The sequence below is a fragment of the Pseudoalteromonas sp. NZS37 genome, assembly GCF_015864265.1.
Classification (GTDB): domain Bacteria; phylum Pseudomonadota; class Gammaproteobacteria; order Enterobacterales; family Alteromonadaceae; genus Pseudoalteromonas; species Pseudoalteromonas arctica.
Genome location: NZ_JADYXL010000001.1, coordinates 368,707 through 390,063 on the forward strand (window position 1 = coordinate 368,707; position 21,357 = coordinate 390,063).

A 21,357-nucleotide genomic window follows, 5' to 3' on the forward strand; every position below is an offset into this window, starting at 1 on the left:
AGATAACAATGTAGTATTTGAAGTGGTTTATAAAAGAAAAGGTTACACAGGTATGTAACTTTTTCACACAAAAAAAGAGCACTTAAAAGTGCTCTTAGATTTAAATCATTTTAAATTTAGTTAATCTTTGCTTTCGTTAACTAAAATAACTTTACGATGTGGGAAAGGTATTTCGATGTTGTTTTCATCCAGTGCTTTTTTAATTAACTCTGGCACCGTATAAAGAATATCGAAGTAATGCTCGCCCTTACAAAAAGGTCTTACTAAAAAGTCTACTGAGCTGTTGTTAAGAGTTTCTACTTCAACAAAAGGAGCTGGATCTTTTAGTATGTGTGGGTGCGCTGCAAGTACGGCATCTATAACTTTACGTACAGCCGTTGTATCTTCACCGTAAGCAACACCAAAATGCATATCCACACCACGAATTGGATGATGTGAATGGTTTATAATTTGCGCGCCCCAAATTTGACTATTTGGAATAATAACCTGTTGGTTATCGAACGTTTGTAAAATAGTAGTAAACATATCTACTTCTGTTACTTTACCAAAACGCCCTGCGGCCTCAATAAAATCATTCACTTTATAAGGTCTGAAAACAAGTAGCATAACGCCTGCGGCAAGGTTCGACATTGCACCTTGTAACGCCAAGCCTATAGCAAGTCCCGCAGCACCTAGCAAAGCAATAATAGAGGCTGTTTGTACACCAAAGCGATTTAATACAGCAATAATAACGAACGCTAATATGATGTAGCGAGCCATGCTGCCTAAAAAGCGAAAAAGCGTGTCATCAAGATGAGTGTATTTATGACACAAGCCAATAATTAAATTGCGTACTTTGCCTGCCAACCATAAGCCCGCAAGTAAAATTGCAATCGCCAGTAATATGTTGGTTGCCCACGTAATTGCAGCGGGTAAATATTGATTAATATCAATGTTGTTTATTATGTCTTCCATTGTTTTTCCTGTTTTAAAAACTTTTAACTAGTTTTAGCTAGTTTTACTATACCAAGCGCAATAGTTTAACAAAAAATTAACTAAAGTACGACTATAGGAGTAATTTAAAACATAACGAAAGAGTATTTCCTCAAAACATGTCATCGCTCACGTAAATCTTTCAACACATATTTTTGCTTTACCCCTTGGTTTATAGCTTAAATAATTAAACTTTAACTAGTTCATAAATAAAGCTAATACCCGAGGTAAATCTCGGTTAACTCTTTTAATTTTCTAATTATTGCTGGCACTCATCTATAAATTTACCGATAATCTCACCTAAGCGCGCATATATTGGCGAGACAACACAATTGGATGAAATTAAAACAAAGGATTATTATGAAAAAGTACTCAATTTTACTTACAGCGGCAACACTTACTGTACTTGCTGGTTGTTCAACATCTGTTGCAGTAAGAGACTTTGAACAAAACCCTATTCCGCAAACATCAACAATTACCAACAGTGAAGCTGACGTAGAAAAGGGTATTCTAAAGGCATGTATTCAGCTTGGTTGGAAGTGTACGCCTATGAGTGAAGGTAAAATAAAAGGTGTACTGGATATTCGAACACACCAATTAACTGTCGATATTGCGTATGACAAAACGGCATACTCAATCAACTATAAAGACTCTATTAACTTAAACTACAACGGCAAAAAAATTCACCGCCAATATGTTAATTGGGTATCAAACCTAATACGCCATATAGATGCTGAAATGATTTAGCAGCGCGTTAACCTGCTTTACATATTATAAAAATCACTAAATATGAATAATAAAAATGGAGAAGCTACCTATAGCTTCTCCATTTTTTAGTTGAGATTTAAACAGTAATAATCAAGTAAAAAGTATTAATAACTTTCAACCAGTTACAAGTAAAAAAGCACCAAACCTAACACTATTAGTAAAAGTACTCTCCCGTATTTCCACTCTTTAATGAATGAGTAATTTTTTACTTATCCCCCTTCGTAAAAACATATTTTATATCTTGCTATAACGCAGTTTCGCTCATATAGTCAGCAAATTATCACACCTTTATTTTGAACATCTTTGTTTATGAAATCTTCTGCTCCTGCTAGTGATTTTGGTACCTTATTAGGTTATGCACCTGGTAATGTTGCTGTGTACTCATCTGATTATGATACGGCTGATGAAAGCATTTATCCTAATCGTAGCGCCTATCGTAGTTACCTTGATGGCATTTACATGGGCTATAAATGGCAATGCGTTGAATTTGCACGTCGATGGATGTATCTCAACCATAGCTATATTTTTGATGATATTGCTATGGCTTACGATATTTTTGAGCTGCGTTCGGTGCGCGATGTAAATAGCCAAAACAGATTGCCACTAAACGCGTTTAAAAATGGTGCAAAACATCATCCTCAAGTAGGTAGCTTACTTATATGGGAAGAAGGCGGCGAGTTTGAAGAAACAGGCCATGTTGCTGTCGTTGTTGAAGTGCATAAAGATAAAATACGTCTTGCTGAGCAAAATGTAGGACATCAAATATGGCCAAAAGATCAAAGCTGGTGTCGTGAGCTAAAAGCAAAAGTAACTAAAGATGGCGACTATTGGATTGAGTGCTCTTACAGCGACGCCACTATTTTAGGCTGGATGACACAAACTGATGAAACAGAATATGCTGAGCCAACGTCTGAGCTAAACACTGATTTATTTATTATAGAAGCCCATAAAGCAGTAGATACAGGGCAAGCAAACAAGTCATGGTTAAATATTGCGAATGACGATGAAGCTGCCTACGTAGAAATGATGCAAGGCCATAAACTTACATCAGTAGCTGAGGATCAACATAATTACTTTGCGATATCTCAAACGGCGCAGCAAAGCATTGAGCATGCAACAAATGAGCTGCATGGCTTATTTATGCATGCAACCGACTATGTACTGCAGCACCCTGAGTTATTAAAAAAGTTTAATTTACCCGATGTTGTGATTAATAAAATTCGCCAATCGTGGGATAACCGCTTAAACCAATTAATTACCAGTCGGTTTGACTTTGCTTTAACAGCAGCAGGTTTAAAAGTTTACGAATATAATTGCGATTCGGCATCGTGTTACATGGAAAGCGGCAAAGTTCAGGGTAAATGGGCAAAACACTTTGGTGTTAAAACAGGTGTAGATGCAGGCCAAAATTTATTTAAAGATCTCGTAAAAGCATGGCGTAAAAGTGAAGTAAAAGGTCTTGTTCATATTCTGCAAGATGATGAACCAGAAGAGCATTACCACGCATTATTTATGAAAGAAGCCATTGAAGCCGCGGGCTTTGAGTGTAAGTTAGTAATTGGCTTAAGCACACTTCGCTGGAATGAATCAGGCAACATAGTAGATGAAGACGGCACACAACTGAGTTACGTGTGGAAAACGTGGTCGTGGGAAACCGCACTTGATCAAATTCGTGAAGAATGTGAAGCCGACCAATCATTAGGTGATAACTTTGAACCACAATTCAAAATTGGTGAAACGCCACGCTTAGTCGATGTACTGCTGCGTAAAAACGTGATGGTATTTGAACCACTGTGGACATTAATTCCTAGTAACAAGGCTATTTTACCAATACTGTGGAGTTTATTCCCTAATCATAAATATTTACTTAATACCGCGTTTGAGCTTAACGACGAGTTATTACAAACCGGTTATGTAGTTAAACCAATAGTAGGGCGTTGTGGTGCTAATATTCAACTTGTTGATGAACAGCAGCAAGTTATAGAAAAAACAATGGGGCACTTTGCCGAGCAAGACCAAATATACCAACAACTATTTGCACTGCCTAAAGTAGATGACTACTTTGTACAAATATGTAGTTTTACAGCCGCCGGAAAATACTCTGGTGGTGGCGTACGTGTTGATAAAAGCATGATCATAAACGGCCATAGCGATTGTATGGCACTGCGTATTAAATAAATAATACTAAGCCCGCAATTTTGCTGCGGGCTTAAGTTTGTGTAGACCCCCTTCCCTCTTTTAAGTTTTATAGCTATCTCAAGCGAGTTACTCCTGATAGAGTAAATTTATTAAACACCACAAACTAAGGTATTTCATGGCGAATCAATTTAATGTACTTGGCACACGTTTAAAACTATGTTGCGGTAATGGTGGCTACACACGAGAAGGATTTTGTTATGTACCAGAATCAGATCTTGGCAATCACAGTGTGTGTGCAATTATGACTGACGAGTTTTTACAATTTTCAAAATCACAAGGTAACGACTTAATAAGCCCAAACCCTCTTTACGATTTTGAAGGTTTAAAAGCCGGTGATAAATGGTGCTTGTGTGCAGTAAGGTGGCTTCATGCTATTTCAGCAAACGTTGCGCCACCAGTGGTACTTGAAGCTACAAATAAAAAATCATTAGAAATAGTGCCGCTCGATGTTTTAAAAGCGCACGAATATATAGCCAAAGTTTAAATACACTTAAGCGTTATTAAATTAAAGTCTGCAGATTTTACAAATGTATGCAGGCTTTTCAAAAATTCAATCCCCCCTCCAGCCTCTAAAATCTTAAATAAAAACATAACCACATGTTTTTAAATAACTTTTAAAAACAATCAGCTTACGGCATAACAGTTGCTTCATTAAGTTTAAGTCATGCTCATAACGCAACATATTATATGAGCAACACATTACTTAATGTAGGAGAAATTATGAGTAACAATAACGAATCAAACAAAACAACTAAATTTACCGCGCCAGGTATGAGTGACGAATCAGCTCAAAAAACAATAGCTACGCTAGATAACCGCATGGTTGCATTGATAGATTTACAGCTTACTTTAAAGCATATTCACTGGAACGTAGTGGGACCTAACTTTATTGGCGTACATGAAATGATAGACCCACAAGTAGACATTGTGCGCGAAATGACAGATACAATTGCAGAGCGAATTGCGACTCTTGGTGGAGTGCCCGTTGGTACGCCAAAATCAATTGTAGATCGTCGTACATGGAACGAATACTCAGTAGGTAAAGGGTTAGTAACCGAGCATTTAGCCGCACTTGATAAAGTATACAACGGCGTTAATGGCGATCACCGCAAAGCAATTGAGACTCTTTCTGAATTAGATCCGGTGTCTGAAGATATGATCACCAGCCAACTAGCTGACCTAGAGCAATTTCAGTGGTTTATTAGAGCACATTTAGAATCATCTACAGGCGAGCTAAAAAGCTAATATATTTAATCTAAGAAAGCCCAGCATTAATATGCTGGGCTTTTTTTTTTCGCAAAAATCACTCTATTTATAATCATATATAGATATGTATCAGTAAGCTCTAATACAAAATTCATATAAAAACAATAGAAAATTGGTATTACCAAAACAAATAACCAAAATAAAATTGAATGATTTTATACTCCTTACTATTTCGCAAATTTATAAGCCATAGCCAACCTTTAATGAACATCTCATTATTTTAACATCACTTAAAAAACAAACTAAATACGTATAAAAGTACGACATAAAATTTAAAAATAGTACTAAAAAATGTATTTAATAGTACAAATAATATAAAAAACGCCTTTGGTAAACATACTTCAATAAAATTCACTCAAAATATAAAAAATAAAAATACACCATAAGCTATTAAATTTATTAAATATAAGCAAAATAAAAGAACACTTTGTAATACACCTTGTGAATTTTTGGTAAACAAAGGTTGTAATAAAAGCTGAATTGGACTAATTTCAACCATACCACCTGTATGACACGCTACAGGGAAATAGCAGTTAAATTGGTTAACCAAACCAAGTAACAACACACACAATGACGTAAGTCGTACCCAAACGGGAGAGATACATGAAACTCAATCAAATTACTTCAACATTAATTAATAAACATAAAAGAAGTAGCTCTACAACAATCAGTGCAGCAGCCCTTTTACTAATGGCTTCTTCAAATATTGCAGCGCAAGAGGCTCCGGCAGCTTCAGAAACGGCAGCTGCAGATATTGAAGTTATTGAAGTAAAAGGCATGCTAGGTAGTATGAAAGCCGCCGCTATGCTTAAGCGTACTGACGGACGTATTGTAGATGCGATTGTTGCTGAAGACATTGGTAAGTTACCTGATAATAATATTGCAGAAGCACTGCAACGTATTACTGGTGTATCTATTAATACCGATTTTGGTGTGGGTGACAGTGTTTCGATTCGTGGCTTACCTCAAAACCGTGTTGAATTAAACGGTCGCTCTACTATTGGTGACTCTCGTGACGGTATTAGCTTACAAGATTACCCATCAAGTTTCTTAAAAACAGTAGAAGTCGTTAAGTCTCCTACTGCCGATATGATTGAAGGTGCATTAGGCGGAACAGTTAGCTTAAAAACAGTTCGCCCATTAGAGCTAGATAAACTAACTGGTGCTGTTTCATTAGATGGTGAGTACGCTGATAAAACAGAAAAAGTAGCACCTATTTTTAGTGGTTCACTTGGTAACAACTGGGACTTTGACGAAATGGGTACCTTTGGTGCCATTGCTATGTTTTCATATCAAGATCGTGAAATTCGTCAAGATGAAACGTCTAGCCGTGTTAAACCTCAAGACATTGATATTAATGGCCAAGAAGGTAATACACCAAGTGGCAACGCTATCGTACGAGACGAGCACAGTGTTGAACAATATGTAGAACAACGTAAACGTACTGCTGTAAATTTATCACTTCAATGGGCACCGCAATCTGGTAATGGCATGGTGTATCTAGATTTAAGTGGCACTAAACGCTCTGGTGAGCAAAGTGGTAACTCTATATTAGGTGTTGCGGGTTCGTTATCGACAGATGCAAATACAACTCAAGATGCTAACGGCGTAAATAATTACACGCTAACAAACGAATTTGGTATCCCTAAAACATACAGTGACTTTCGTGAAACTGACTCGTTTTCAAATGCACTTGGTGCAGAGTGGAATCTTACTGACAGTATAAAAATCTCTGGTGAAATTGCAGTAGCATCATCAGAAAGCGTAAGACCTGATTCTGAATTTACACTTCGCCCAATCGAAAAATCAACATTTGAAGCAAGTGGCGGAACTCAGCTAACAAATCATTTATATGATGGTGCATTTTCTCAAGACGGTAATAAATTACCAAGCATCATTCATTCAGATCCAAATGCATTTACTGACCCACAAAACTTAGCACTACGTACGTTTAAAAGTGAAGATAGAAGAACAGACAATGACGAAACAGCTATTCGTTTTGACGTTGAAATGTTTGAACCTCTCAGCAGCTTAAGCTGGGTATCTAAAGTAAAAGCAGGTGTACGTGTTACTAACCGTGATTACGAATACGAGCAATACAAAGTAGAAATTAAAGACATTTACAAAAATGCATTTAACGACTCAGATGGTTCATTAGCTACTTTATGGGTTGATGACTACAACGCTGCTTTTTCAAATAGCTTCACAACAGTTAGCCACGACAACTCTTTTGACCAATTAGGTCATTCAGGACAAAATGACCTACTAACGTTTTTAAGCTACAACGGTTTATCTAACCCTGCAAATACTTACGCTCAACTTCAGCAGTTACTTGCAGGTACTAACCTAGCGTCAACAGGTAGTCTTTCAGATAACCAAGAGTTCCAAGAAAGCGCATACCGTAACGTAGTTGAAGATACAGCTGCTGTGTACATATCAGCGTACTTAGACTTTGATAACATCACTGCGATTGTGGGTGGTCGTTATGTGACTACAGATTTAGAATCAAGCGTATTTCTTAATGGCGAAAAAGTAACTGGCGACAATGACTACAGCGACTTTTTACCAAGCTTAAACGTTACGTATAACTACTCAGACGAAACATTATTCCGCTTTGCTGCTGCAAAAGTTATGCGCCGCGCTGACTTTAGCGAGCTAAGCCCTGCATTTGACGTTAATAACGACATTACAGGTGCAACGCAAGGCTCTATTGATTTAGAACCATACCGTGCAACGCAATACGACTTATCTGTAGAGCATTACTTTGATGAAGGTAACGTACTATCTTTCGCAGTATTTTATAAAGATGTTGAGTCTTTCTTAAGTAACGAAAGTAGCTGTGTAGCAGCATCAAGCACTTCAACAGGTCAAAACGTAACTCAGTGGAACCAAGTATGTCAGCTTGACGTTGCAGGTGTATCTCAAGACAACCTAGTTTACTCAGATGCGACTGACTACCCTGTAGATATAGATGGCTTTAACCATGTTGCAGGCTTGCGTGACGCAGGACTAACGGGTATTGATACAGTTAAAAATGTAAACGGTGAAAACGGCTCAGTACAAGGTTTTGAAGTTGGTTACCAACAGTTCTTCACAAGCTTACCTGGTGCATTTTCTGGCTTAGGTGTTAATGCAAACTACACGTATGCAGACAGCGAACAACCAAACGGCAACCCATTATTAGATATTTCTAAAAATACGTACAACTTACAAGTATTTTGGGAATACGAAGGGTTCTCTACTCGTATCGCTTATAACTACCGTGACAGTTTCTTAGATACAGAAAACGAGAAACGCGTAGAAAATATTAACTCAGACGGCAGCATTTCAGCAGAAGGCACTGTTTACGGTAATAACTACCGTGACGACAGAGGCCAGTTAGATTTCTCTGCAAGCTGGGATATTAACGAAAACGTGACCTTAGTAGGTAATGCGACCAACTTAACGGGTGAGCCTTCAATCTACCTATCTGAACTAGGTGGTGCTTGGAAGTACACTGAAGCGGATCGCCGTTACAGCTTTGGTATTCGCGCTAAATTTTAATTTTCCCTAAAAACTAAAGCCTGCTTTTATGCAGGCTTTTTTACGTCTATAAAAAAGTAGCTTTATATTACGTAAAAAACACACCCACCTAGCTATACTTATTTGAACATTAAATTTACTATCAAAGCGTTACTACTATTAACAGGAAAAGTTGAAGTGCTGTCGCGTTTATATAATTTTATGCCGGGTTTAGATACATTGCTGCACTACGAGCGACAATGGTTTGCTGATGATGTAAGAGCGGCGCTATCGGTAGCTGCGGTAGCTTTACCTGTTGCCATTGCTTACGCACAACTAACCGGTGTTAACGCCGCCGTCGGTTTATATTCTTGCATACTGCCAATGATGCTATATGCGCTTTTTGGCACTTCTAAGCAATTAATAGTCGGCCCTGATGCCGCCACCTGCGCCGTTATTGCAGCAGTAGTAACACCTCTTGCTGCAGGTGACAGCTTTAAGCATTGGCAACTTGTTGTCACAATGACCGCTATGACCGGCTTTTGGTGCTTTATAGCCAGTAAATTTAAGTTAGGTGTATTAGCCGACTTTTTATCTAAACCTATTTTAATGGGCTTACTAAACGGCGTGGCTATCACTATTATTGTGGGTCAATTTTCTAAAGTATTCGGTTTTACCTTTGACGAACGCTACCTACTTGAACGCCTAGGAGGTGTACCCACATACCTAGCGCAAACACATGTTCCCACCTTACTAATGGCTTTGTTTACACTGGCGGTTTACTTTGTCATGAAGCGCATAAGACCCACGTGGCCTGCATCTATGTTTGCCATTGCTTTTGGTGCGCTTTTGGTATGGATTTTTGATTTAAAACAACTTGATATAAAAACCATTGGTACCGTAACTGGCGGGCTTCCCGTTTTTAATACCCCTGTTTTTGATTTAGGGATTATTCGTGAGCTAGTGGTACCCGCACTTAACTTAGCCATCGTGAGTTTTGTTAGTATGATGCTAACTGCGCGCAGCTTTGCCGCTAAAAATGGCTACGACATAGACGCCGATAAAGAATTTAGAGCGCTAGGTATTGCCAATATAGCGTCAGCTCTTTCGCAAGGTTTTGCAGTCAGTGGCGCCGACTCACGCACCGCTGTTAACGATGCAACGGGTGGTAAAACGCAGTTAGTATCAATAATAGCAGCGGCCATTATTGCGGTCATAGCCGTATTTTTAACAGCGCCACTTGAATTTATTCCAAGCGCAGCGCTAGGTGTTGTACTTATTATTGCCTCTGTTCATTTACTCGATTTAAAAGCTGTTTGGCAACTAAAACGAAAAGACAAACAGGCATTTTATCTCGCCTCAGCCACCTTACTTGCGGTGTTATTTATTGGCGTTATACCAGGGATCACACTTGCTGTATTACTGGGGTTATTTCAGTTTATTCGCACTGTAATGCGCCCAACCGACAATATACTCGGCGTAGATGTTAACGGTGTAGTAAGAAGTTTAGACGCCACAGATAAAGCAAAAGCAGTGCAAGGCGTGTTTATCTATCGCTTTAATTCACCTTTAACTTACTTTAATGCCAGCTACTTTAAACGCAGATTACTTGAGCAATACGCAAGGCAAAAAGACGACACCCACTGTGTAATAATTGACGCTGTGCCCTGCTTTACTCACTTAGATTTAAGCGTAATGGCAATGCTTGCCGATCTAGATGTTATATTTAAAAAGCGCGATATAAGGCTTGAACTTGCAGGTAGAAAACGCCAACTACTTTCGTGGTTTGAAATTGCAGGAATGAAGTCGGGAAAAGAAGGTATATATATTCACTCAGACCTATATATCGCCCTAAAAAGAAATAGCGTAAGCCAGCACACAGAGGAAGTTAATTTATTCGTGGCAGATGAAAATAAAGAGGTGCTAACACAGCCATGAAATACTAAACAGCAGATCAGCTAACTGATCTGCTTATTGTATTAAGTACTTTTTATACTTTAGGGTAATTTGAAGGGAAAAACGCTTTTTTAGCGTCTTCATCAAACTCTTTTTTAAATGCTACATCAGTACCAATTACGCGTGCACGTGCAACCGCTGGGCGGCTATCAATGCTTTCAAACCAACGCTTAAGATTTGGGTACGGTGCTAAGCCCTCTTCACCTAGTACAACCGGTGCTTTATCAATCCAACCCCATGCAGATACATCAGCAATGGTATACGTATCACCCACAATAAAGTCGCGGCCCTCAAGGTGCGTATCAAGCACTTCGTAATGGCGCTGCGCTTCACGTAAATAACGATTAGCCGCGTAATCAAGCCCTTCTGGCGCCATGTGTCTAAAGTGTACACTCTGCCCTGAATACGGACCTAAACCAGATGCGATAAACATTAACCACGACAGCATTTCAGCGCGATCATCGCCCTTGCCTTCTAGCTTTCCATATTTTTCAGAAAGGTACATTAAAATAGCATTCGAATCGAACACACGAGTTTCACCATCAACAATTGCTGGCGCTTTAGCGTTTGGATTAATTGCTTTAAATTCAGGTGTATGTTGCTCACCTTTTAAAGTATCAAGAGGAACAAGTTCAAACGGTAAGCCTGTTTCTTCTAAAAAGAGTGCAACCTTCATTGGGTTAGGAGTATGGTGAAAATAAAATTTAATCATGTAAAGTTCCTCAATAATTGAGACATGATTAAAACACAACTTGAGCGGGTGTTCAAATTAAGTTTTAACCAAGTAAAATATACAGTTAAAACGTGATTTAATTGTGAGTATTGCGTGATACTTCAATCTTAAAAATCACTTATGCTAAAGAAAAAATAAATTTTTGTAAGAAGTAATACACTTAAAAATCAATTATATAAACAACAAACTAAAAGCATGGCAAGTATTAGCACTACTCATATTTGGCCCATTAAATAAAAAGCCGATATTGAGCAACGCTCAATATCGGCTTTATTAATCATTTAATTTTGTCTAAATTAATCGGCTAAAGTTGGAACTGTAATAGGAATTACAACCCTTCTTACAACTGCGCTACCATCACCTCTTATCCAAAGTATCACTTCGTAATTTAATTCCTCAAGAGAGGCATTTTTAATCCCTTTCAAATTAATTTCAAAGGTCACTTCTTCATTTGGTTTAACGTTCTCAATTAAGACTGGTGTAATGGTTTCAACCCACTGTTCCCCTGAAATCACTTCAATTGAGAGATCGATTTCTTTTAAAGCCTCATCAAGAGCTGAAGAAATAGTCGCTGCAATTTCGCTACTATCATACGACAATAAAAATGTTTGTCCCTTAGTAGCTAACACAATTGAATCTAAATCATCTGTAGCTAGGTCAATAGAGCCGCTTTGCAATCCAAATACAGTCACACCTTTTTCTTGTAATATATTGATGACCTCAGTTTTGCCCGCACCTGGGTAATTATCATCTATATCTGAATCATGAAATGGCGCGTCTGTCGCTAATAAAATAACTTTTAAAGCACCTTCACGCCAACCAATATTCATAGGTTCAATATCACCCAAACTAGTATAATTTCCATCGTTGTCTATATCTCTACCAGCCCCAGTTACAGCTTGGTACAAACCTTCTAACTGTGACTCTTGATAATCATTACCTGAATAAATAGTTAAATTGTTAATACCTATTTTTGCGGCATCTATATCCGTTGTCATCGACTGTAATAAATAGAACGCTTCATCACCATCGTATTCACTGCCATATCCATCAATAGGGAAATCTGAAAAAGCAGAAACTCCAAAAGCAACATTAATTCCACGGCCAGATAAGTTTTCTAATATTTTGTCAGCTTGCTCTTTTAAACTGGCTATATCATCAGCATAACTACCGCTAACATCAATTAAAAACATAACATCAATTGCTGTCACAGTAGTTGCAGGTAAGGTAAAACTTAATTGCGAAGTAGTTTTATCCCCTTTAGATAAAGCAATTGGAGCCTTAACTTCTAAAACAGAATCAACAGTTAAATCGGCTGTTTGTATTGCAGAATGAATATTTAGTAACTGCGTAGGACCGGTTGTGCCTAGCGCTTTTGACTCTTCAGAAAGCGTTAAATTAGAAGATGTAGCAACTAAAATATCTTTAATCTCCGCTGCTTTTAATGAACTATTAATTCCTTTCACAATCCCTGCAGAGCCTGTTACTAAAGCAGCTGAAAATGATGTACCTACGCCTAAGCTACCATCAGTATTCCCCCACCCCATTTGATCACCAGGAGCTGCAATATTTACGACGTTACCCATACGTGTAAAATCAGTTTCTTTATCATCTGCATCTGTTGCCGCTACAATCAATGTATTTGTTTGCCAAGCATCTTGGGCAATATCATTGATATCAACTAAAAGTTGATCATCATTTTTTTCACAGTTATTACCAGCCGAATAAACTAGTAATACATCTTTTTCTTTTGCGTATTCCACTAAGTTAGTTTGTTGTAGACGCCAATTTCTATTACTTTTTAATCTAACTTGTGAGTCGTCAGCACAAGTGCTTGTATCACCCCAAGATATATTTACAATGCTCGCACCGTTATCTATAGTCGCCTTAGTTCCTGCTATTAAATCAGTTATATAAGTTTTAATAGGAGATTCAGATGAACACTCTTCAGTAGTTGATCCATCCTTGCAACGCTTAACATAAATATCGGTATGTATTAAGTTGGCACTGTGATCAACACCATACACTGCACTGCCTTCGCTCGTGTTATGTCCTGCAATAAAACTAGATACCCACAACCCATGAGAACTATCAGTTTCTGTATCATCACCTTCAACAACACCAAATTGGCCATTCTCTTGTGCGCGTAGACGAGTTAAGCGAGAGCTTTCAATGCTATTTTGTCCTGCACCTATACCGGTATCAACAACACCTAATGTCACTGGCGCTAAAGTACGTTCTTGTAATGCATCCCATGCTTTATCTGCGGCTACAGCTTTAACCCAATAATCTCCAGAAAAAAGAGGCTCATCAGTGCTTTCCTCTGCAATATATTGTATTACAGTGTTTTTATTTTTGATTACATGATTGTAATTACTAATCAGACTTAAGTTTTTTGACTCTATAACAGTATTTAAACCTGCATGCCTAACGCCGCCCATTTCACCAATTTTTGTTATCAAGCTATTTTCAGAAGCGCCTTCTCTAACTCTTATCTGTAATACTTTTAATGCATCATCAAAACTTGCGATTCCAGCATCATTATTACTAATCTCATCAAAAACAGCTTCTAATTCAGCTTCTGTAACATCATCGTTTAAATGTACTAATACTTCATTCAGCGCTGCTTCAACGGTTTGCCCATCTATAACAATATTTTCACTACCACCAGGTATAGACATAACACTTGCGGCAACATTAGTCACATCAACAAAAACACTACTTGTAGCTGTTTGACCATCATTATCAGTCACTGTTAAGTCAAAAGTTAACGTTGTATCAAAATCAACTTCTGGAGCAATAAATTTTAAAGAATCATTAGTTAAGTTATCAATTTCAATGATAATGCCGTCAGTTTGTTGCCAAGCATACGAAACTATTGAGCCATTAGAATCTTCTGCTATGCTTGTAATTTCTACTTCTGTATTTTCTTCAACAGTGACTCTTTCGTTTAAGCTCAATGTTGGTTCTACTAGTACATTTTTAATAGTAATTGAAATAGAGTCAGATGCAGTTAAACCACCATCATCAGTAGCAACTAATTCAAATACAACAACTTGCTCTTCATCTACTTCTGGCGCTGTAAAAGAAAGGGTGCTTGTATCTAAGCCGCTAAGCTCTAAATCAATCCCTGAGGTTTGCTGCCATGCATAGCTTGCTATTGTACCGGTTGAGTCTTCAGCAGTTCCTGTAAATGAAATAGATTGATTTTCATCTACGATAAGGTCAGCTCCTGCATTTACTGAAGGTGCTGTGTTGGCTACTACTTTAGGTGTTTCACTAGTACTAGATGGGTCTTTATCACTGCCACACGCAGTTAAAATAGAGGTTGCGATTAAACACAATGCAAAGCACTTTGTCTTTTTCATTTAATAAATCCTTTTGAAATTTACTGATTTTTAGTAAATCAAACATCCGTTTAAAACTAAAATCGGGTGTTTTGACCCAATAAAAAGTTATATTGAAACCTTATTTTAACTAAATGACACTTAAAGGCAACAATTAAAAGTCAAATAAAACAACAGGATAGCAACTTAGGCAACATAACACCGTACCACTTATCAGAACAATAAAAAACTAAAACACAAATAATTAACTTAATTAAAATAATAAAACGAAGCGATACTTCCTAAAACAACTCACTATCCCCTTATTTCTAGATAAAAAAGGCTAGAAAACTAATTAGCATAATATTTATTAGGTAAATATAACCCTGATAAATATCGTAATCTTTATTGCTAATAACCAAATAAAAACTCAAAATTTGATAACCTCTATATAAAAAAACACTTACACACTAAAGGTTGATGCTTTTAACTAACAAACCATCAGATTAAGTATTTCAATAATTGAGAAGCTAAATAAAATGCACAGTTAAAACGTGATTCAATTGTGAGTATTTCGTGATACTTCAATATTAAAAATCACTTATGCTAAGGTGAATATTAGCCTTTATGAGCCACAGCATGCTTTCTAAAACATTATATCGTCCATTCCTTATCGCATTTTTTGGGTTAATAATTTTTTGCTTTCAAAGCCAAGCTGCTGAGCAAGTGACTATTTCCAGTACAGCTAATCCGACTACCTTTTTAGAGCTTTATACATCGCAAGGCTGCAGTAGTTGCCCACCAGCAGAGCGCTGGATTTCAACGTTTACAGATGATGAAAAACTATGGACTGATTTAATCCCTATTAATTTTCATGTTACTTATTGGGATTATTTAGGATGGAAAGACCCGTTTGCCTCTGCTGTTTTTAGTAAAAGACAACGTACTTATAAGGCACTCGGTAAAAGTAGGATTGTAGCAACCCCAGGATTTATGGTTAACGGCAGCGGGTGGCAAGGTTGGTTTTATAAGCAAGCTATTCCTGTAGCTAAAGCCCCTTATTTAGGTAATTTAAAAGCGACTATAAACAACAGTAAAATTAATCTCGAATACGATACTGTTAATACCGAAGATAATACTAACCAAAACTTAATAGCCCATGTAGCTCTGTTAGGCTTTGGCATAGAAACACAAATACACAGCGGCGAAAACGCAGGCCATAAGTTAAAACACGACTTTGTTGTTATTGGCTACGAGCAAAGTGACATGCAGACCAAGCAGCAATTATCATTAACTGACTTACCCCTGCCTCGCGCTAATAATGTATCGCCAACAAAGCAAGCCTTAGTATTTTGGGTATCTGAAAAAAGCGACCCTACCCCACTACAAGTTGCAGCAGATTGGTTTTAATATGGATAAAATAAACAGCTGAAGTTTAAAAATAGGCCACCATTACACTTTTAACTATACAGCTTGTTAGTAGTCCACTCATACCCATATACGTAAACATAAAGCGTTGTTCAGAATCTGTTTTAAACACGAAAGCGACTAAATAAAGAGAAGTAATAATAGCTACGCTTAGCATAAGCCCATAAATAAATGAGCCGCAATAGTGTGGTAATACAGCTAAAGCGAGTGCGGTTAAATTAGTGCCAAAGAATGCTACGGGCTTTTTAATACCGCGTAAAATGGCAAATAGCGGTATAACAAAAGTAAGACAATACAACCAAATAATATGAGTAGACCATTCGTAACTTAAGGGAGCTTTAACTTCAAAAGTAGAAAACTTAAAATTACTCGAAAAGGTCAATCCTGTATTAATAATTACACTTACAATAAAAGCCCCAATAAATAGAGCGACTAACACCGCCTGCGGTAGCCCCTGCTTTCTCTTTTTCTATAATTAAAATAATGACACTTAACAGCCCACTTAGTTGCAACCACTGCCAATAGTCGCCCGTAAATAGAGGAATAGCAGCTAAAACGATCGTAGTTATAATTAACTTACTTCCATCATTTGAGCGCAATAAATAAAAGGCCATTATGGCAATATAAAATAGAGCTGTTACATCAGGCATATCAACAACTTCCTTGTAAAAATATAATAAAAACCAATAAACGCAGCGATTATACCTATTACTGAGCCCCTATAAAATCCGATAATTGTGTTTACTTTTTAGCTGTGCAATATTAACTCACTATAAAACACAAGGATCGCTAAGCCTATCAGAGGTTTGGTATAAAAACTAAAAAAGGATGAATATGATTAAGCCATTTTACGCTAGCTGTTTGTTAGCCCTCTCGCTATTAACACCCAGCCTTGTAAAAGCCAACCCGACAGCCTCGCAATATCAGGAAATTCTTAACGATAACCTTGCTGAAAACGAGCCTGGGGTATCGGTAATTATAAGCAAAAATGGCAAAGTACTTTTTAAAGGAGTGCGCGGGCTTGCCAACCTTGAGCATAACATTGCACTTAATGAGCAAAGCGTTTTGCGTTTAGGTTCTATTTCAAAACAATTTACTGCAGCTGCAATTATGATGTTGCAAGAGCAAGGTAAGCTAGAGGTTACCGATGATATTCATAAGTATGTTGCAAGCTTTCCAACAGAGGGCAACCTCGTCACAATCGAAAACTTATTAACCCACACCTCAGGCATCGCCAACTACACAGATGACGACGATCTCTTTGATAAAGAAATACAAGTCCCCACCAGCGTTGACGATGCACTAGCGCGATTTGCCAAACACCCAATGGTGTTTAAACCCGGCGAAGCAATGGCTTATTCAAATACCGGTTATTCACTGCTTGGGAAAATAATTGAAGTAGCAAGTGGCCAGTCTTACAAAGACTTTATTGAACAACACATATTTAAAAAACTAAAAATGAATCAGAGTAGTTATGAAGGGCAAGAACTTGTTACCCATCGCGCATCTGGCTATGAGCAAACAGAGCAAGGATTTATCAACACTAGCTACATTAATATGGATTGGCCATATGCCGCAGGTGCGCTTATATCTACCCCAACTGACCTAAGTATTTGGTTTAGTGCGTTATCGTCTGGCAAGCTTATTAGTAAAGCAGGTTATGAGAAGATGGTAAGCCCTTTTAAACTAAATGACGGCAGCTTTTCATCCTATGGTTACGGATTAATTATTAAGCCTTTGAATGAATACACCGTAATTAAACACACTGGCGGAATAAATGGTTTTTTAGCGCATGCACGCTATATTCCAGAGCAAAAGCTATATGTAGCCGTACTGGCTAATTCAAACCACATAAACCCTATTTTTATCAACGAAAAACTCACAGCCAAAGCACTGGGTATTGCACTCCCCGAGTTTAAAAAAGCAGAGGTAACAGAGCTGCAATTAGCGCCCGTATTGGGTGATTACCGTATTGATGAAAACACCTTACGCAGCCTAATTTTTGAAAATGACGTTTTGTATTCAAAGCGCACTGGTGGCGATAAAACAAAACTTATTACCATGTCTAAAAATAGCTTTTACTACCCTAATTCAAACAATTACTTAGTAATAGAAAAAAACAGCCAAGGCCAATTAGTAATGAAGTATTTTAGTGGATTATCAACAACGCCTACTGAGGCGATTAAGATTTAGCTTTATAAGCCTCCCAAAAAACAATGCCCGCAGCTTTCTCTACTTATAAGCTCGGGTATTTTTATTTTGAATCCTCGTTAACGCAACAATAAATTATAAAATTAGTATGTGATGTGTAAAAGGTAATAAATATGTTACTTTTTATATGCTAATTTTATACTTAACCTATTTAAAATAATTTACAAACCGAAAATAAGGAATAAGCATGCTTTTTCACCCTCACGGTAAATCCTATATTTTCGCGCCTTTGCTCATTATTTTGCTATCTGCTTGTACTTCAAACCCAGCTTTAATGCCTACACCCAATTTATATGTAAGTACGCCTTATTCAGAAGCCCAAGTACCTAAAAACCTACATACTACAAGTATGGAATTACTCTATGTTACAGACCGAGCAGTTTCTGAAAAAGAGGGGGTTATGTATAACGCAAGTCGGTCGCCATCAATTGCGTACGGTGTAGCAAAAATAAATTTTGGCGATAAATCTTTGCAGTGGAGTGAGCTATTAAAGCAAAGTAGCCTTAAAAATCGCTCCGGAAATTTGACTTACGTAATGGAAAAAGCGGATGAATTAGGTCGCTTCCCTTTATCGCCTTATAAATTTAGACGCGTAAAAAACAAACTCCAAATTGACGAAGATATTTTAGAACGCAAAATTTTTCACGAAACCCAATTAAACAAAAATATTAATCAGCGTTTAAAAAACAGTAATAATAAAGATGTTATTTTGTTTGTGCATGGCTTTAATAATACCTTTAACGAATCGGTATTTACTCTTGCTGGTATTTGGCATTTTTTAAACCGACAAGGCGTACCTATTGTTTACTCTTGGCCTGCTGCCGCCACAGGATTAACCGGCTATTTTGAAGATAAAGAGTCTGGTCAATTTACTATTTTTCATTTAAAAGAAACCTTACGACTACTTTTTAAAAATCCTGAAATAGAAAATATTCATATTATTGCGCATAGCCGTGGCACAGATGTAGTAACCACAACTCTTAGAGAGCTTATAATTGAAAACAGAGCCAGTGGCGGAAATCCTCGAGAAGACCTGCGTATTGAAAACTTAATTTTAGCCGCCCCCGATCTTGATTTTGGTATTATTAAACAAAGGTTAATGGCTGAGCAATTTGGACCTGCATTTGGACAAATTACCATTTACACCTCTCAAGAAGATAGCGCATTGGGTATTTCACAGTGGCTAACAAACAGCTTAAGCTTTGGTCGATTAAACACAAAAGATGTAAACATAAACGAGCAAGACATATTTACTTCTGTAGGTAACGTAAGCCTAATTAAAGTACCTAAATCTGGCAGCTTAATAGGTCATGATTACTTTCATAGTGACCCTGCGGTCAGTTCAGATCTTATTAATTTGATACTGCATAAGGCATCGCCTGGTTCTAGAAAGCGACCTTTGCAAAAACTCGAAAATAATTTTTGGTCACTCGATTCAAACTACCTAATTACAACGGATGCAGCTAACTTACAAAATTGAACGTTTACTGCTGGCTCAATAACCACTCTTTTGGCGCTTGCCCTGTTTTTTTTCTAAATACACGGGCAAGTGCAGAGCCATTTTCGTAACCAACCTGATTAGCCACTAAATCCATATTTTGATTTTTTAAAATAAGCTTTTTAGCGACCGATAAGCGCCAATCAGCTAAATAATCAGCCGGTGTTTGCTCAATTACACGCTTAAACGTGTCGGCAAATTTAGAGCGTGACATGCAGCATTCCTCAGCCATAGCGCTAAGCGACCAGCTTTGCTCTGGGGTTTGGTGTATTTTTATTAATACTTTGGCTAACTGAGGATGAGTAAGCCCTGCCATCATCCCGCTTTTAATTGTGCCCTCTTTCAATACCTTACGCAGCACACTAATTAAAAATACATCGCATAAGCGATCTATAATTAAATCCTTACCACTGGCGTCTTTAAATGCCTCTTCAAAAATCCAAAAAGCGCTCTGCTCTAATAATCCATTACCCGTTAATTCGTAATTTAAGCAAAAAGGCAGCGCCTGCAATAAAGGGCTATGCCCTCCACTTTGATAGCTAATTTGTGCACACACTAAATCAGCACCATCGCTTTTATCCGAAAATAAACAGTGCCCTGTAGAATGAGGAAAAAATATAACCGAAGGCGTAGATAAAACAACTTCAAAGCCACTGTTACTGCGCACTTTTAGAGTACCTGAGCGCAATAAATGTAAATGCCCAACACCTTGATCGTCACTAAAGTCGCTCGTACCGCACATGTTTCCACTAAAAAATACATTGGCGTTAAGTGAAAAGTGACTCAGTACACTCGAAAGTACGTCCATAAGCGCCTCTTTGGATTATTGGTATGAAAATATAGACTAATAGACGCATATTAACCAAGCAATAACGATAAAGTACAGTTGAGTTTAAACAAACATACTAATTAAATTACCCTTTGGAGATACACATGAAATTTTCGACAATCACTAAATCAGCTTTTTTTGCAGCATCTGTACTTGCCAGTTCACTAAGCTTTGCAGCAGACATAGACGCAAATGCCGACGTTAACGATATTGCAATTAGTGGTTACGATACCGTTGCTTACTTTACCCAAAACAAAGCAGTAACAGGCAGCTCTGAATATACTGCAACACATAAAAATGCCATTTATAAATTCACCTCAGCTAAGCACCGCGACTTATTTAGAGCGAATCCAGAAAAGTACGCACCACAATTTGGTGGCTTTTGTGCATTTGGTGTATCAATGGAGAAAAAGTTTGACGTAGATCCAGAAGCGTTCAAAATTGTTGAAAACAAACTTTATTTAAATCTTGATAAATCAGTTCAAAAACAATGGCTAAAAGACGTACCAGGCTTTATTACTTCAGCCGACTCAAACTGGTTTGACATAAAAGACAAAACAGCAAAAGAGCTTTAATAAACAAAGTTTCATTTAAATATAATATTGTGAGGCTGCTTTAGCTTACACCAGCAGCCTTAAATTTAGTGCGTTGTTCATTATTAGCAGTAGAG

15 protein-coding genes are annotated in these 21,357 nt (G+C 37.5%); 10 read left to right on the forward strand and 5 right to left on the reverse strand.

The features are described 5' to 3' along the window. Nucleotides 1-120: 120 nt before the first annotated feature. On the reverse strand, nucleotides 121-954 hold the full coding sequence (locus I6F47_RS01650; protein ID WP_010553100.1) for a mechanosensitive ion channel family protein: 834 nt from the start codon (nucleotides 952-954) through the stop codon (nucleotides 121-123). Between the two features lie 378 nt (nucleotides 955-1,332). On the opposite strand from I6F47_RS01650, the gene I6F47_RS01655 reads away from it, so the two are divergent. The 6 genes from I6F47_RS01655 to I6F47_RS01680 all read left to right on the forward strand — a co-directional run bounded on the left by I6F47_RS01655 (nucleotide 1,333) and on the right by I6F47_RS01680 (nucleotide 10,644). After that, the gene (locus tag I6F47_RS01655; RefSeq protein ID WP_197183204.1) at nucleotides 1,333-1,719 is read left to right on the forward strand and encodes a hypothetical protein; all 387 of its coding nucleotides are present in this window, start codon (nucleotides 1,333-1,335) and stop codon (nucleotides 1,717-1,719) included. Between the two features lie 330 nt (nucleotides 1,720-2,049). Then, nucleotides 2,050-3,918 carry a bifunctional glutathionylspermidine amidase/synthase gene (gene gss / locus I6F47_RS01660; protein ID WP_197183205.1) on the forward strand — a complete coding sequence of 623 codons (1,869 nt, stop codon included), beginning with the start codon at nucleotides 2,050-2,052 and terminating at the stop codon, nucleotides 3,916-3,918. Nucleotides 3,919-4,054: 136 nt separating this feature from the next. Continuing rightward, nucleotides 4,055-4,423 carry a DUF2237 family protein gene (locus tag I6F47_RS01665; protein WP_007581464.1) on the forward strand — a complete coding sequence of 123 codons (369 nt, stop codon included), beginning with the start codon at nucleotides 4,055-4,057 and terminating at the stop codon, nucleotides 4,421-4,423. A gap of 236 nt (nucleotides 4,424-4,659) precedes the next feature. Continuing rightward, nucleotides 4,660-5,184, forward strand: a complete 525-nt coding sequence (gene dps, locus I6F47_RS01670; RefSeq protein WP_010553097.1) for a DNA starvation/stationary phase protection protein Dps — start codon at nucleotides 4,660-4,662, stop codon at nucleotides 5,182-5,184. A gap of 624 nt (nucleotides 5,185-5,808) precedes the next feature. Beyond that, nucleotides 5,809-8,748: a TonB-dependent receptor gene (locus I6F47_RS01675; RefSeq protein WP_007581455.1), complete on the forward strand. Its 2,940-nt coding sequence runs from the start codon at nucleotides 5,809-5,811 to the stop codon at nucleotides 8,746-8,748. Between the two features lie 156 nt (nucleotides 8,749-8,904). Further along, nucleotides 8,905-10,644 carry a SulP family inorganic anion transporter gene (locus tag I6F47_RS01680; RefSeq protein WP_165734680.1) on the forward strand — a complete coding sequence of 580 codons (1,740 nt, stop codon included), beginning with the start codon at nucleotides 8,905-8,907 and terminating at the stop codon, nucleotides 10,642-10,644. Nucleotides 10,645-10,696: 52 nt separating this feature from the next. On the opposite strand, the gene I6F47_RS01685 is transcribed toward I6F47_RS01680, so the two are convergent. Continuing rightward, nucleotides 10,697-11,374 (reverse strand): glutathione S-transferase family protein, encoded by a 678-nt coding sequence (locus I6F47_RS01685; protein ID WP_197183206.1) that lies wholly within the window; start codon nucleotides 11,372-11,374, stop codon nucleotides 10,697-10,699. A gap of 317 nt (nucleotides 11,375-11,691) precedes the next feature. Continuing rightward, the gene (locus tag I6F47_RS01690) at nucleotides 11,692-14,763 is read right to left on the reverse strand and encodes a PKD domain-containing protein (protein ID WP_197183207.1); all 3,072 of its coding nucleotides are present in this window, start codon (nucleotides 14,761-14,763) and stop codon (nucleotides 11,692-11,694) included. A 597-nt stretch (nucleotides 14,764-15,360) separates the two neighbouring features. Here I6F47_RS01690 and I6F47_RS01695 point away from each other — a divergent pair. Continuing rightward, on the forward strand, nucleotides 15,361-16,131 hold the full coding sequence (locus tag I6F47_RS01695) for a DUF1223 domain-containing protein (protein ID WP_197101339.1): 771 nt from the start codon (nucleotides 15,361-15,363) through the stop codon (nucleotides 16,129-16,131). 407 nt (nucleotides 16,132-16,538) lie between these two features. Here the strand turns inward: I6F47_RS01695 and I6F47_RS20520 are convergent, their stop codons facing one another. Then, nucleotides 16,539-16,799: a hypothetical protein gene (locus I6F47_RS20520; RefSeq protein WP_231609136.1), complete on the reverse strand. Its 261-nt coding sequence runs from the start codon at nucleotides 16,797-16,799 to the stop codon at nucleotides 16,539-16,541. A gap of 184 nt (nucleotides 16,800-16,983) precedes the next feature. On the opposite strand from I6F47_RS20520, the gene I6F47_RS01705 reads away from it, so the two are divergent. Beyond that, nucleotides 16,984-18,342: a serine hydrolase domain-containing protein gene (locus I6F47_RS01705; RefSeq protein ID WP_197183208.1), complete on the forward strand. Its 1,359-nt coding sequence runs from the start codon at nucleotides 16,984-16,986 to the stop codon at nucleotides 18,340-18,342. A 205-nt stretch (nucleotides 18,343-18,547) separates the two neighbouring features. Beyond that, nucleotides 18,548-19,840, forward strand: coding sequence for an alpha/beta hydrolase (locus tag I6F47_RS01710; RefSeq protein WP_197183209.1), 1,293 nt, complete (start codon nucleotides 18,548-18,550; stop codon nucleotides 19,838-19,840). A gap of 4 nt (nucleotides 19,841-19,844) precedes the next feature. Here the strand turns inward: I6F47_RS01710 and I6F47_RS01715 are convergent, their stop codons facing one another. Beyond that, on the reverse strand, nucleotides 19,845-20,666 hold the full coding sequence (locus I6F47_RS01715) for an AraC family transcriptional regulator (protein ID WP_197183210.1): 822 nt from the start codon (nucleotides 20,664-20,666) through the stop codon (nucleotides 19,845-19,847). Between the two features lie 125 nt (nucleotides 20,667-20,791). Here I6F47_RS01715 and I6F47_RS01720 point away from each other — a divergent pair, with 125 nt between their 5' ends. After that, the gene (locus tag I6F47_RS01720; RefSeq protein WP_197183211.1) at nucleotides 20,792-21,262 is read left to right on the forward strand and encodes a YHS domain-containing (seleno)protein; all 471 of its coding nucleotides are present in this window, start codon (nucleotides 20,792-20,794) and stop codon (nucleotides 21,260-21,262) included. The last annotated feature ends 95 nt before the right edge of the window (nucleotides 21,263-21,357 follow it).